This is a genomic window from Sneathia vaginalis, from assembly GCF_000973085.1.
In the GTDB taxonomy this organism is placed as follows: Bacteria; Fusobacteriota; Fusobacteriia; order Fusobacteriales; family Leptotrichiaceae; genus Sneathia; species Sneathia vaginalis.
In genome coordinates this window covers 797,461-812,509 of sequence record NZ_CP011280.1, presented here as the reverse complement: position 1 = coordinate 812,509, position 15,049 = coordinate 797,461, and the positions used below count along the sequence as shown (strand labels likewise).

The window sequence follows — 15,049 nt, the reverse complement described above, 5'->3', positions numbered from 1 at the left end:
ATTATCACCTTATTTCAAAAATTTATTTAAATTTTCATTCAATTTATTTAATTTATCAGTCAATTCTTGCTTAATACCTTTTTCTTTTTCTATTACTGCCTTTGGAGCTTTTGAAGTAAAGTTTTCATTATTTAACTTACCATTGACTCTTTTTAATTCATTTTCTACTTTTTCAATTTCATTACGTATCTTCTTAATTTCCTTGTCCTTATCAATTAAATCAGCTAAAGGTACATAAATTTCTGTATTTCTAACTAGTCTAAATCCAACAAGACTAGGTATATTATTTGCCTTCTCTATTTTCTCAACATTAGCTAACTTATCTAGAATCTTTAGGTTATTTACCAAGATATGTTCTTCATCTTCATTCTTTGATAAGTAAAGTAGATGTATCTTTTTAGCAGGACTAACATTAGCTTCTGCACGTATATTTCTAATACTGTTAATTGCTTCTTGCATGAAAGCAAAAGTATTTTCAACTTGCATATCAACAAGAGCCTTATCATAAGTAGGGAAGTCTGATAGCATTATTGTATCACCACTTACCTTAACATATTGCCATATATATTCAGTAACATATGGAATAAATGGATGAAGTAGTCTTAGTGAGTAGTCTAATACGTGTCTTAATACCCATTGAGCTGTTAACTTATCAGCCTTATCACTTGAGTTATATATTCTAGTCTTTGCAATTTCAACATACCAATCACAAAAATCACCTTTAAAGAATTCAAATGCTAATTTACATGATTGATCTATGTTGTACTTATCCATATTTTCATTAATTTCTTTAGAAACATTACTTAATCTAGATAATATCCATGAATCTTCAACCTTAAAGTCAAGGTCCATTATGCTAGTGTTTTTATCAAAACCTTCTAAGTTAGATAAAACAAATTTTGAAGCATTCCATAACTTGTTTACAAAATTTGCTCCCATATCAACTAGACCATCATTAAATCTAATATCTTGCCCTTGTGTAGTGTTAAATAAAAGTCCAAAACGTAGAGCATCTGCACCTTTGTTTTGTATAATATCTAATGGGTCAGGTGAGTTACCTAATGATTTACTCATCTTTCTTCCTATTTCATCACGAACTATACCTGTAAAGTATACGTACTTAAATGGAATTTGTTTTTTGAAGTGTAAACTCATCATTATCATACGTGCTACCCAGAAGAAGATAATATCAGCACCAGTAACTAAAGTGTTAGTTGGGAAGAAATGCTTTAAATCAGCTGCATCATTATCTGGCCAACCCATAGTTGAAAATGGCCATAGGCTTGATGAGAACCATGTATCTAGTACATCAGATTCTTGACGTAGATTAGTAGTTCCAGCCTTTTTAATTGCTTCTTCTAGTGATTTAGCTACATATACATTACCTTTTTCATCATAGTATGCAGGTATTTGATGACCCCACCAAATTTGTCTTGAAATACACCAGTCACGTATATTTGTAAGCCAGTTGTAGTAAATCTTTTCCATTCTAGCAGGTTCTAGTTTAATTTCTCCATTTTTAACAACTTCTAGAGCTTTTTTAGCTAAAGGTTTCATTCTAACAAACCATTGTTTTGAAACTCTAGGTTCTATTATCGTATCACATCTATAGCAATGACCTATAGAGTTTTTATGTGGCTCTATTTTAACTAGTAGTCCTAATTCTTCTAAGTCTTTTACTATTTGTTTTCTAGCTTCAAATCTATCTAAACCTTGGTACTTACCACCATTTTCATTGATTTTTGCATCCTCAGTTAGTATGTTAATATACTTTAAATTACATCTTTTAGCTACTTCAAAGTCATTAGGGTCATGAGATGGAGTCATTTTAACTACACCTGTACCAAATTCCATATCAACATATTCGTCAGCGACTATAGGGATTTCTCTATTCATAAGTGGTAGTATTACAGTCTTACCAACTAAGTCTTTGTATCTGTCATCATGTGGGTTAACAGCAACACCAGTATCACCTAACATAGTTTCAGGTCTAGTTGTTGCAACTATTAACTTAATGTCACTATCTTTTACTGGATATTGTATGTGCCATAAAAAACTATCTTTTTCTTCATGGTTAATTTCATCATCAGCAAGAGCTGTCTTATCAAAAGGACACCAGTTTACTATGTATTCACCTTGATAGATTAAGTCGTTTTCATATAGGTCTATGAACGCTTCTTTAACAGCGTTTGATGATTTTTCATTCATTGTAAACATTTCACGTGACCAATCAAGAGAACCACCTATTTTTCTTAATTGTTTTGTGATGATATGTCCGTACTTATTTTTCCATTCCCAAGTTTTTTCTATAAATTTATCTTTACCTAAGTCTTCTTTTTTAATACCATTAGACATTAGCATTCTTTCTACCTTGTTTTGTGTTGCAATACCAGCGTGGTCTGTACCAGGTAGCCATAAAGTATTAAAGCCCTTCATACGTTTGTATCTAATAATAGCATCGGTAATTGAAACATTTAAAACGTGTCCAATATGTAATATACCTGTAACATTAGGTGGTGGAAGTATGACTGAATAATAGGGAGTATCTAAGTTATCACTTGGTTTAAAGTATCCCATATTTTCCCAATTTTCATATATTCCTTGTTCTATTTCAGAAGCTGCATATTTTTTGTCTATTAAGTTATCCATATATCTTCATCTCTTCCTTTCAAATTTATAATAGATTTTAACATAAATACTACTTTTTTACAATCGTAGATTGTTAAGTATGTATCTATTATTGTTTTAAATTTACAATAGAATTAAAGCATGGTATAATTGAATATAAATTAAGAAAAAGGTGGACAAAATGAAAATATTAGTTGTTGGTGCAGGAGCGATGGGTGCTTCATTTGCACATAAGTTGTCAAAAGACAATATGGTTGATGTTGTTGATACATGGAAAGAAAATGTAGACAAGATAAATAGAGAAGGTTTAAAAATCAAAGAAATAGATAAAGAGTTAAATAATACAAAAATTAGAGCATATATGATGGAAGATTACAATGAAAAGGTAGATTTAGTAATACTCTTTGTAAAATCAATGATGTTAGACAAGTCATTAAAGACACTACAACATGTATTTAGTGATAATACTAAAGTATTATGCTTGTTAAATGGACTAGGACATATTAAGACTATACAAAAATATGTAAAGAAAGAAAATATAGTAATGGGGATTTCACTAGTTACAGCTGGTCTTAATGGACCAGCAGATGTTACATTATCTAGCTATGGTTACAATGAAATTAGTGGTGTATATGCAAAACAAGTAGCAGATGTATTAAATGCGTCAGGTATGCCAACTAATTGTGTTAGTGATGTACAAGAATCTATATGGGAAAAAGCTTGTTTAAATGGAATGTATAACAGTATTTGTACAATACTAGATACAAGAATGAGTGATTTAGATAATGCATACTTATTAGAACAAATACAAAAAGGTATAATAGAAGAATTTCATAAGATAGCCTTAAAAGAAGGTGTTGATTTTAACAAAGAAAAAACATTTGAAAAGGTTAGAATATGCACAACAAAAGATTTTAAGGGATCTAAACACTATCCATCTATGCACCAAGATTTAAGACAACATAAGAGAAAGACAGAAATAGATTTTTTAAACGGATATATATCTAAAAAAGGTAAGGAATATGGTATACCAACACCATATTGTGACTTGATAACATTTGAAATAAAGGTATTAGAAGGAAAAGTGGTAAGATGAATATAGCGATAATTATGGCAGGTGGATCTGGTACAAGATTTTGGCCATTATCAACTAAAGACACTCCAAAGCAATTATTAAAATTGTTTTCAGATAAGACACTATTAGAAGAAACTATAGATAGATTAAATAGAACTGGAATATATGATAAGGTGTATATAGTAACAGGGAAAGGTTTAGAAAAAAGAATAAGACAAACTTTAAAAGATTTTGATAATATATTAATAGAACCTGTATCAAAAGATACATCATTTTGTATAGCGTATTCAGTAAAAAAAATTGTAGATATATATGGTATTGATACACATATTTCTATCTTCCCATCAGATCATTTAATTAGAAATGATGAACTGTTTAAGGAAAGTATAGAAAAGGCCTTAACTTTTAAAGACAATATCGTTATCATGGGAATAAAACCTCAATATCCTGAAACAGCTTATGGGTATATAAAGTACAGGGATAATGATGTTATAGAATTCCGTGAAAAACCTAATAGGGAAACAGCAGAAAAATACTTAGAAGAAGGTAACTATCTATGGAATAGTGGTATGCTATTTGCAAGTTCTAAAGTAATATTAGGAGAAATAGAAAAGTACTTACCTAAGCACTATGCATTATCACTTGATGCAGAACGTATTAGTTTTGACATAGGGGTCTTAGAAAAGACAAATTTATGTAAAGTTGTACCAGTTAGCTTTGACTGGAATGATGTTGGAAGTTTTAGCTCATTAGATAAAGTTTTTGAAAAAAATGAACAAGACTCGATAATAATTAGCAAGGATAAATATCTTGGGTTACAAAGTAGCAAGAATATTGTAATAAACAAAGAAGATGGGAAAAATATTGTTGTTGTTGGACTAGATGACTTAATTGTTGTAAATACAAAGGACAACCTTTTAATTTGCCCTAAATCAAAAGACCAAGAGATAAAAAAAATAGCAGGTATAATAGATGAAAAGTAGCATTTTAAAAGGAACATTAATATATACACTAGCCAATACAATAATTAAGCTAGGTGGGTTAGTGTTCTTACCTATAATGACAAGAATACTAACTACAGAAGAATTTGGGATAATAGGGATATTATCACCAATTACAACCATATTTACTATTGTATTAGGACTAGGATTCTATAATGTCATTTTAAAAAAATACGTTGATTTAAAGGATAATAAGCAAGAACTAGAAACATTTAAATTTACCGTTGTAATATTCATACTATTCCTAAATCTATTAGTATTAGTAGTATTTTTAATACCATGTTTTAGAGGGGTTATAGAAAAGATATTTAAAGTAGATTATCTACTAGTTCTAATTTCTATGATAATAGCAATGGTAAATTCACTTAATAATATGGCACTTTCATTGTTTCGTATAGAAAAGAAGTATTTTAAGGTTGCAATAGGCTCATTAATATCTTTTTTTACAAACTACATACTTGCAATATACTTCATATCTAAACTACATTTAGGTATATTTGGAAATCAGTTTGCTAATTTATGTGCTGTTATTACCCTATTAATATTCTTGTATGTAGAATACTTTAAGGATATACATATAAAATTTTCTAAAAACTATTTGGTATATTCGATATATAACGGGGTTCCGTTGATATTTATAGAACTAACAGATCAATTAGTTAATTTTAGTGATAGATATATATTAGCAGTATTTAATATATCATACGGACTAATAGGGGCATATACTCTAGCATATACAGGTTCAAGAATATTGTCCGTTATTACAGGCTCATTTATTAACGCATGGACAGCTGAGCTATACCTTGATATACGAAATGAAAAGATAAACAGAAACCTAGAACTATTTTTTTCTATACTAGCGTTTTTCTGTATAGGTGCAAGCCTTTTTTCACCCGAAGCTATATCTTTACTATTTCCTAAACACTACCTATTAGCCATACAGTATATGCCAGTAGTTTTAACGTCAGCTATAGTACAATCACTTTATGCACTAGACTACTACTTCCATTACTTTGAAAAGAGTAAGTACATTGTAGTGTTTACATTCTTAGCACTAGTGATTAATGTTTCACTAAACCTAATACTTATACCAATATTTAAGTCTAATGCTGTGTATATAGCAGGGCTTACAACACTAATAGCTCTTACAACAAGAGCGATTATAGAGTTTGTAATAATAAATAGATGCTTTAAGATAAAGTTTAGATACTACAAGTTCGTTATCTACTTTTTACTAGCATTTAATCCCATATTAATATATCTAACAAGAAGACCAATAGGTATTGTTAGTATCTTACTAAAGCTTCTATACATCTTAATTTGTATAGGGATAATAATAAAGGATGATAAAAATTGGAGAAAACATTTAATATATTTACGCCAACGTATAATAGGAAGAGTAAACTAAAAAGAACATATGAGTCATTAAAAAATCAAACCTTTAAAGATTTTACTTGGCTAATAATAGACGATGGATCTACAGATAATACTAAAGAGGTTGTAGATGAGTTTAAAGATTTAGATATACAGTATGTATATGTAAAAAATGGTGGTAAACAAAGAGCGTACAACCTTGCAATAGAAAAAGCCAAGGCAAAATACTTTATGTGCCTTGATTCAGATGACTATCTAGTAGAAGATGCCTTAGAAAAAATACAGGAGTGTATGAAAAAGACAAATAGTCACCAAGCTGGGGTTGGATATTTATCTGGTTATGATAGAAAAACAGTTATAGGAACAAAGCTAGCCCTAAAAGATGTTAGTATTTTTAGTCAATATAACGAGCATAATGTAAGCGGTGATAAGGGTCTATGCTTTAAAACTGATATATTAAAACAATATAGATTTAAGGTGTTTGAAGGAGAAAAATTTACAACAGAAGCATATTTATACAATATGATATCAGAAAAATATACAATGTATTGGATAAATGAGATATTTGAAATAAAGGAATACCTAGATAATGGATTAACATCTAAATATGATAAATTACTTTGTAAAAATCCTAAGGGGCAAGCCCTATACTACAATCAAACATTAAGACTTAAAAAAAGTCTACTTAACGCAAGTAGATATATTAAGTTCTCACTTATTGCAAAAAAGAGTATCTTTGAGATAATAAGGGAAGCAAATTCAAAATTGTTTGCTATACTTGGATTTCCAATAGGTGTGTATATGTATTTTAAATGGAGAATAAAGAATGAAGAAAAATAAGGTCTTAGTTATGCATATATTTGTAATACTTATCTCGCTTTTACTTTTCAATGTTTTAAGTGATGATATGATAAAGTTTAAAGAAGTATACCTTCTTTTAATATATGCATATACTATGTATACAGCAAATATATTTGTTGACTATATTAACTCATATATGATATTTTTGTACACCCTAGGTCTATTTAATTTTAGTAGAATAGCACTAGATTTTTTAGAGTATGCAAGAATAGGTTGGGCAACAAAGTTTGCTAATTACTACTTTTGTACATCAGTAGTAAATGAGATAATATATGTCTTTTTAATCTGCCTTTTATTCATACATTTAGGTTTTTTAATAGCAATTAAAACAAGTAAGCTTGACTTTGATATTACTATAAAAAGAGATGAAGTAAATATACAATTTTCTAAGATTGTATTTATAGTCTTCTCATTCATGCTTGCAATAAAGCTATTTATCCAGTTTAAAGCCATACTAGCTTATGGGTATAACGCATACTATACTGGAATTTTAAGAAATATTGAATATCCGTCATATACTTATGCAAGTGGTACAATAATGACCATTGCCTTTATAATCTTCCTAGTATCAAAACCAGAAAAGAGTGAGTTTTTAATCTTTTCTAGTATATACCTTCTAGTAAAATTACTAGATTCATTAAAAGGAGCAAGGGCCATATTTTTAACACAGTTCTTATTCATCTTCTGGTACTATGTTAAGGCATATAAACCGAAGATAAGATATAGGGACTTATTTAAGATTTTTGGCTTTATACTAGCATTTTCTCAAATACTAGTTAGTTTTAGAGAAAAGAAGTTATTCTCATTAAAGATAATAACATCAATAGAAAATTTCTTTTTCTCACAAGGTGTTAGCTATTTAGTATTAGGATATACCATAGACTTAAAAGAAAGAATTGCAAATAAGTTATACATCATACAGGGTATATTTGGATTTAAACCTCAAGGACAAGAGGCACTTAATACAACTAATTCACTACCCGATGTACTGACATATATGCTAGATCCTAAGGCATATATTAAGGGTGAAGGTATAGGTTCTAATTTTATAGCTGAATCATATTTTTTAGGATATTTCTTAATGATAATTTTGTTTGTAATATTAGGATATTTAATAGTAAAGTACGAAATTTATGTAGGTAAGTATAGAATACTACTTATGCTATCAACTTACCTTATACCCAACCTCTTCTACATTCCAAGAGGTTCATTGTTTGGTGGTGGCTTATTAAAATTCATAGGAATATATATATTAGTGCCACTAATAATTATGAAAGGACTTAATTTATGGAAAGAATACCTAGAGTTGCCTACTACATCTGGATAGGTGATAAGAAAAAGCCTAAAATATTCTACCAATGCCTTGATTCTTGGAAAAAATATTTGAAGGACTTTAAAATCATTGAAATTAATGAAAAGAACATAGATTTAAATAAGTATATGGAAAATAGGTTCTTTAAAGAGTGTTATCAAAAGAAATTATGGGCCTATTGTAGCGACTACATTAGAACAGATGTATTGTATAATAATGGTGGAATATATTTAGATATAGATATGCAAATATTAAGACCAATAGACGACCTATTATCCTATGACTTTTTCATAGGTTACGAAAGTAATGAATATTTAGGCGTTGGTTTGTATGGTGCTAGCAAAAATTGTGTAATATTAAAAGACTTACTTGATTTTTACAACCAAGACATATATACAAAGTCATTATGGACCATACCTAAAATACTAACTAGTATAGTAAAAGAAAAAGGGTATTTTAATCTAGAAAATACAAAATACTTAGAAGAAAGACTATTCTATCCTTTTTCATTGAATGAGAAGTTTACAAATGATTGTATAAAAAAAGATACCTATGCTATACATTGGTGGAATGCAAGTTGGTCTAATTTAAGATCAAAACTTTTCTTGGAAACTAAGCATTTAAGTGGTATAAAGAAGATATTAAAAAAGATAAAAATAGTATTAAGAGTATATTTGAAAGGATATTAAGATGAAAGTTTCATTAATACTTGCAACTTTAGGAAGAATAGAAGATGTAAGAATTTTTTTTGAAAGTCTTGTTAATCAAACATACAAGAATTTTGAAGTAATAGTGGTGGATCAAAATGTTGAAGATGTGTTAGATGATATAGTAGAAAAATACAGTAAAATATTTGAAATAAAGCACATTAGAAGTGATATAAAAGGTATTAGTGTTAATAGGAATAAGGGGCTTTTTTATGCCAGTGGAGAAATAGTAGCTTTTCCTGATGATGATTGTGAATACAAGGAAGATACAATAGAAAAAGCCGTTAAGTATTTGTACGATAAACCAAAGACCATATACTCATGTAGAACTTTAGAAAGAGGTAAAAACTACGGTACAGGGGTAATGGCTACAGAAGATTGCGATATATCAGTAGGAAATGTAGAGTTGACAATAAAGTCCATTACTTTTTTTGTTAATATTAAGGGAGAAGATGTACTCCTATTTGATACAAAATTAGGTGTAGGTGCACAATTTGGTAGTGGTGAGGAAACAGATTATGTTCTAGAACTATTGAACAGAGGCTACAAGGGAAGATATTTTTCTTGCGATGTTGTTTATCATCCTGCTAAAAAAGGTAATTACACTGATCTTGATAGGGCATACAAGTATGCTATGGGTTATGGAGCATTATGCAAGAAAGAAATTACTAAGAGAAATGAACCTGGATATTATCTAATATATATATATAAGTTAATTAGGAATATAGGTGGTATGATATTAACAAAGAATAGAATGTATCATTATACTGTACTAAAAGGTAGAATAAGGGGATTTTTGGAATATGATTAAGTGTTTATTCAATATGTTAATTGCATATATACTCTCACCCTTTATACCATTGAAAAAAGAAATATGGTTAATTGGTGGTAATAAAGGGGAAATGTATGCAGATAATGGAAGAGCTATGCATGAATATCTATTAACTAAAGATAATATTGAAGTTTACTGGGTATTAGATAAGAATGCTAAATTTAGAAAAGAATTTGATGAAAAAAATATACGGTATTTAATAAGGGGGAGTATAAAGTCATATATTTACTTTATGAAAAGCAAGGTTGCACTTTTTTCTCACTCAATATCTGCTGATATAGTGCCGTATTTATGTGCTGTACCTTTAATTTCATACTATCACAGAAAATGTTTTAAGGTATTTTTGAATCATGGAACTGTAGGTCTTAAAAAACGTAGTCCTATGCATAAGAGATTAAAAAAACAAATAGATAAGCTATTAAAGTCATATAATCTAAATCCATGTGATAGTGAGTTTGAAAAGAGTATAAAGGTCAATGATTGGAAAATGCCAGAAGATACTATGTATGTTTGTGGTTATCCGAGATATGATAAGCTATACAATAGAAAAGATACTGTTAGTACACATGATATACTGTATATGCCAACATGGAGAAAGTATGATGATGATGGTGTAAATGAATTTTTGAATAATAGTAAGTTACATGAATATTTAAAAAAGACTAATATGAAGTTACGTGTGTACTTACATCAGTTAGCACGTGATAGAGTTAAATTAGAAGTAGAAAATACTAGTATACAAATTCTTGATAAAAATGCTAATATTACAGATGAGCTATTAAATGCTAAGGTATTAATAACAGACTATTCAAGTGTATGCTATGATTTTTTCTATCTAGGTAAGAAGGTATGTTTTTATCAATATGACAAGAAAAAATACCTAGATCAAGTTGGAAGTTATGTTGATCTTGATAATTTCTTTTCAAGATCTAATGAAACAGTAGAAGATTTAATAGATGATTTAGAAAATGGAAAGATAAAGGACGCAACTGAGTACTTTAAGTATGTAGATAACAAAAATTGTGAAAGATTGTATAATATGATAATTAAAAGGAAATAGGAATGGAAAAAGTTAGTATAATAACGCCTGTGTATAATAGTGGGAAATATTTAAAAAGAACTATTGATAGTGTATTATCTCAGAGTTATGAGAATTTTGAATTAATTTTAATAAACGATAAGTCTTGTGATAATAGTCTTGATATTTGTAAGTCATATGATGATAAGAGAATAAAGATAATAGATTTAGAAAAAAATGCTGGTGTATGTCATGCAAGAAATGTTGGAATAGAAGCCTCAACTGGTAGGTATATATCTTTTCTTGATTCTGATGATGTTTGGCTTAAAACAAAATTAGAAGAACAAATTAAATTTATGATAGAAAAAGATGCCAAGATATCTTGTACGGGGTATAATAGGGTTGATGAAAATGATAGGAATATAGGGTATGTTGATGTAGATGAAAAAATATGCTATGAAGATATGCTAAAAAACAACCAAGTTGGCTGTCTGACATTAATCTATGATAAAAAGTATTTTGGAAAAAGAGAATTTAAAGAAATAGATAAAAATGAGGATTACCTATTATGGTTAGAGTTAATAAAAGAGGCTAAATATATCTATGGGTTAAATAAGAGGCTTGCGAATTATAGGGTTCTATCAAAGTCTAGATCTAGTAATAAGGCGAAGACATTAATGCATAGATGGAATATATATAGAAATTATGAAAAACTTAGCATATTAGCTTCAATTTATTACACCCTATACTACATCATTACAGCATTACTTAAAAATAGGAGAAAATAGATGAAAAGAACGATTAACAGAAATAGCTATAGACTACTTTTTGTAACAATTAATATCTTGGTGCTTTTCTTGGCACAGTATTTGATATATAAGCCAGTAGATAAAACATTTTTACTTTACTTCATTATTGCCTTTCCCATATACTACATACTAAATATATTTAACTTTGAATATAGAATATTTGATTTGAAGCAAATGTTTCTTTGTGTCATAGCGAACTTCTTACTAATGCTATTCTTTGATGTGTTTGTTTTTTATCAAATGATGGAGGGAGTAATATTCTTTGGTGTAGTATTACTGTACCAAATAGTTGCAAAGTTCTTAATAATATCTAGTATTAATATAAAGGACAGGGTAATTCTTTTAGGAACTAATGAGTATAAGGGCGAAATAGTTAATGAAATGAAAAATACTAAGCTATATAAGGTAATACTTGATACGAATGACAAGAATAAGTTGAAAGAAGAAATAGCAAAGAACAGAACAACAATAATAGTAGATTTTGATTCAGGAATGTTGGATGACCCAGCATTATCAGATATGTTTTTAAACTGTAGAATATCTGGTGTAAAGATATATAGAGATATCACATTCTATGAAATTGTGTTAAAAAGATTACCTATTAAAAGACTTAGTAAGAAGTACTTTATGGTAGAAAGTGGTTTTAGTTCTTATCAAGATAGTATAAAGAAGAATATTAAGAGAATATTTGATATTTGTTTTGCTATCATTATCCTTATACCTGCTCTACCGATAATGTTGATTTCAGCTGTGATAATAAAGTTAGAGTCACGTGGGCCTGTAATATACTCACAAGAAAGAATAGGTGAGAATAATAAGCCATTTAAGATATTTAAGTTTAGATCTATGAGAACAGATTCAGAAAAAGACGGGCCTAAATGGGCATCAGAACATGATGACAGAATAACAAAGTTTGGTAATATTATGAGAAAGACAAGAATAGATGAATTACCTCAACTATACAACGTAATAGTGGGACAAATGAGCTTTGTAGGTCCAAGACCAGAAAGACAGTTCTTTATCAATACATTAGAAAAAGAAATACCATACTACAATTTAAGACATATAGTAAAGCCAGGCTTAACTGGTTGGGCACAAGTTAAATATCCATATGGTGCTAGTATAGAGGATTCATATAGAAAATTGCAATATGATTTGTATTATATAAAAAACTATTCATTAATACTTGATGTATTAATAATACTTGATACTGTAAAGATAGTGTTATTCGGTAAAGGAAGATAGTTAAAAAAGTTAATAGCTAAAAAACGTATAAAATACAGCGAAAAATAAGGCTAGCCTAAAAGAAGTTAAAAAATAAATTGACTTTAACTTAGGAAAGTCTTTTTTTTTACTCATTTTCTGTGTAGAATAATCTTGACAAAGTTAAAAATTAAATATGAGAAGGAGAAATTTATAGTGAAAAAGACATTAATATTGTTGACAATAATTTCATCTGTTGCGACTTTTTCAAAAACTAACGGTTTTGTAGAAGCGTACAATGAAAATGAAGCCAATTTTAAAAAAAATACTGACGCAACATTCACTGCGAAAGAATTAGGTGTTAAAACACAAGTAAATGTAGAGAGGACTAACCTAAGCTTTGGAGGAGATTTTAAATTTAAAGACTTACAGTTAAATAATACAACATCTAAAAACTTTTTAAATCATTCAAGTGTATGGATAAAATACGACCTATCTAAAAAAGAAACAGGAATAAACTCATACGTAAAAGCAACAATCAAGCCAAAATTCCACGCTGAAGAAGCAGAAAAAGAAATGGCACAAGTAAGAGAACTAAAAGAAGAAATACAAAAACTAGAAAGCAAGAGAGCAGAACTAGCACAAGCTAAAGTTAAGGCAGAGAATGATGTTAGAGAGAAGATAAAGCTTGAGAAGAAAGTTGTTGATGAATTAAAAGCTAAGACAGCCGATGATGGTCAATTAAAAAAGGATATAGATAAAAAAGAAAAAGAAAAACAAGAAGAGTTAGAAAAAATAGAAAAACAAGAAGGAGTTATTAAAGAATCTCAAGAAAAAATAAATGTTCAAAAAGATAAAGTTACTGCTGAAGAAAATAAATTAGCAAATATTATTGAACAATATGAAAATGAAAAAAAACAAAAAACTGGAGATGAATTACAGCAACTTGAGAAAAAATTTAAAAAAGATAAAGAAGATCAGGAGAATAATGTAACTAAGGAAAAAGGAACATTGGAGTATTTAAAACAAACTAAAAATACTGCTAAGTTAGAAAAAGAAAAAAATGAGAAAAAAATTAACGAAATAGATAAAGCATTAAAACCACTGAAAGAAGAATATGAGAATAGTAAAATATTACTAAATAATAATGAAAATGGAAAATATGATAAGGATGATCCTAAAGCAAAAGCACTTGTAGAAGCACTAGAAAAAGCAAAAAAAGATATTACTGATAATGAAGCATCAATTAATGCAAAGACTGCTGCTAAGAACCAAATCGAAGTATACAAAGATAATGGTGGTATTGATTTAGAAGGTGACTTAAGCTATAAGACAGAAGGTGCTGTGTTTGGTGTTAACTCTGTTTTAAATGTGCCTTTCTCTAATACTTACATTAAAGGTAATAGAGAAATTACTAAAGATTTTGCTACATTAATTAAGTCTACACATACTGCATACTTTGGAGTATCAGATGTATTATCAGGGGGACTTTCAGTACAACACTCATACAAGGGTGAAGATGCTATGAAGTATGTTTCTGCAAAATTAGACGGTAAGTATGCAGTAAGCAATGATTTAGACTTAGTTGGTAAGTTTAGATTTAAATATCAATTTAATGGAGAAATAGACTTTAAGAATGAATATTTAGGTAATAAAGACCTATTATCTTTTGTTAATCCTAAATGGAATGTATCACCATTAACATACATACATATGTATTCATTAGGGTTGAATTATAGAAAAACACTTAATATAACTGGATTTGTTGGACATGGATATGAAAAGGCAAGTGACCTTAATTATGTAAATTATGGTGTAATGGCAGATGTTAAGTATACAGGTATAGATAAATTAACTTTAAAAGCTAATGCAACATTATCAGAATTAAAAGTTGGTGATAATCATATTGGATTATTTGAATTTGGTGCAAATGCTAAGTATGACTTCAATGCTACAGATAAATTCACAGTAAGTCCTGAATTAGATGCAAATGTTAAGTTTAAAACAAAAGAAAAAGTTGAAGATGTTAAGTTTGTAGTAACACCAAAGGTAAGTATAAAATACGTACCAGTAAACGGATTAACTTTATCTGGATCAGTTGGAGTACCAGTTACTGTTATGAACTCAGCATATGAAAGTACATCAATAAAAACAAATTTAAATATTAGATACGAATGGTAATAATAAGGAGCACGCATATGATGTGCTCTTTTTTAGTGATTAAATATA

Annotated in this window: 12 protein-coding genes; 11 read left to right on the top strand and 1 reads right to left on the bottom strand. The window is 28.8% G+C overall.

All coding sequences use genetic code 11. The features are described 5' to 3' along the window. Positions 1–9 precede the first annotated feature (9 nt). Positions 10–2,649: a valine--tRNA ligase gene (locus tag VC03_RS04075; RefSeq protein WP_046328787.1), complete on the bottom strand. Its 2,640-nt coding sequence runs from the start codon at positions 2,647–2,649 to the stop codon at positions 10–12. Between the two features lie 160 nt (positions 2,650–2,809). Between VC03_RS04075 and VC03_RS04070 the strand changes: the two genes are divergently transcribed. From VC03_RS04070 to VC03_RS04020, 11 genes are all read left to right on the top strand, one after another. Further along, positions 2,810–3,724: a ketopantoate reductase family protein gene (locus VC03_RS04070; protein ID WP_046328786.1), complete on the top strand. Its 915-nt coding sequence runs from the start codon at positions 2,810–2,812 to the stop codon at positions 3,722–3,724. Further along, positions 3,721–4,686, top strand: a complete 966-nt coding sequence (locus tag VC03_RS04065) for a mannose-1-phosphate guanylyltransferase (RefSeq protein ID WP_046328785.1) — start codon at positions 3,721–3,723, stop codon at positions 4,684–4,686. The genes VC03_RS04070 and VC03_RS04065 overlap by 4 nt, the downstream gene beginning before the upstream one ends. Continuing rightward, positions 4,676–6,112 (top strand): lipopolysaccharide biosynthesis protein, encoded by a 1,437-nt coding sequence (locus VC03_RS04060; protein ID WP_046328784.1) that lies wholly within the window; start codon positions 4,676–4,678, stop codon positions 6,110–6,112. The genes VC03_RS04065 and VC03_RS04060 overlap by 11 nt, the downstream gene beginning before the upstream one ends. Beyond that, complete coding sequence (locus VC03_RS04055; RefSeq protein ID WP_046328783.1) at positions 6,058–6,918, top strand: glycosyltransferase family 2 protein; 861 nt, start codon at positions 6,058–6,060, stop codon at positions 6,916–6,918. Before VC03_RS04060 ends, VC03_RS04055 begins: the two co-directional genes overlap by 55 nt. Continuing rightward, positions 6,905–8,266 (top strand): O-antigen polysaccharide polymerase Wzy, encoded by a 1,362-nt coding sequence (gene wzy / locus VC03_RS04050; RefSeq protein ID WP_046328782.1) that lies wholly within the window; start codon positions 6,905–6,907, stop codon positions 8,264–8,266. Before VC03_RS04055 ends, wzy begins: the two co-directional genes overlap by 14 nt. Next, positions 8,227–8,940, top strand: coding sequence for a glycosyltransferase family 32 protein (locus VC03_RS04045; protein WP_046328781.1), 714 nt, complete (start codon positions 8,227–8,229; stop codon positions 8,938–8,940). Before wzy ends, VC03_RS04045 begins: the two co-directional genes overlap by 40 nt. A 1-nt stretch (position 8,941) precedes the next feature. Continuing rightward, a complete protein-coding gene (locus VC03_RS04040; protein WP_046328780.1) occupies positions 8,942–9,769 on the top strand; it encodes a glycosyltransferase family 2 protein in 828 nt (275 codons plus the stop codon). Next, positions 9,762–10,850, top strand: a complete 1,089-nt coding sequence (locus VC03_RS04035; RefSeq protein WP_046328779.1) for a CDP-glycerol glycerophosphotransferase family protein — start codon at positions 9,762–9,764, stop codon at positions 10,848–10,850. The genes VC03_RS04040 and VC03_RS04035 overlap by 8 nt, the downstream gene beginning before the upstream one ends. A 2-nt stretch (positions 10,851–10,852) precedes the next feature. Then, positions 10,853–11,596, top strand: a complete 744-nt coding sequence (locus tag VC03_RS04030; RefSeq protein ID WP_046328778.1) for a glycosyltransferase family 2 protein — start codon at positions 10,853–10,855, stop codon at positions 11,594–11,596. Next, complete coding sequence (locus VC03_RS04025; protein WP_046328777.1) at positions 11,597–12,862, top strand: exopolysaccharide biosynthesis polyprenyl glycosylphosphotransferase; 1,266 nt, start codon at positions 11,597–11,599, stop codon at positions 12,860–12,862. A gap of 174 nt (positions 12,863–13,036) precedes the next feature. Continuing rightward, positions 13,037–15,001 (top strand): TonB-dependent receptor, encoded by a 1,965-nt coding sequence (locus VC03_RS04020; RefSeq protein ID WP_046328776.1) that lies wholly within the window; start codon positions 13,037–13,039, stop codon positions 14,999–15,001. The last annotated feature ends 48 nt before the right edge of the window (positions 15,002–15,049 follow it).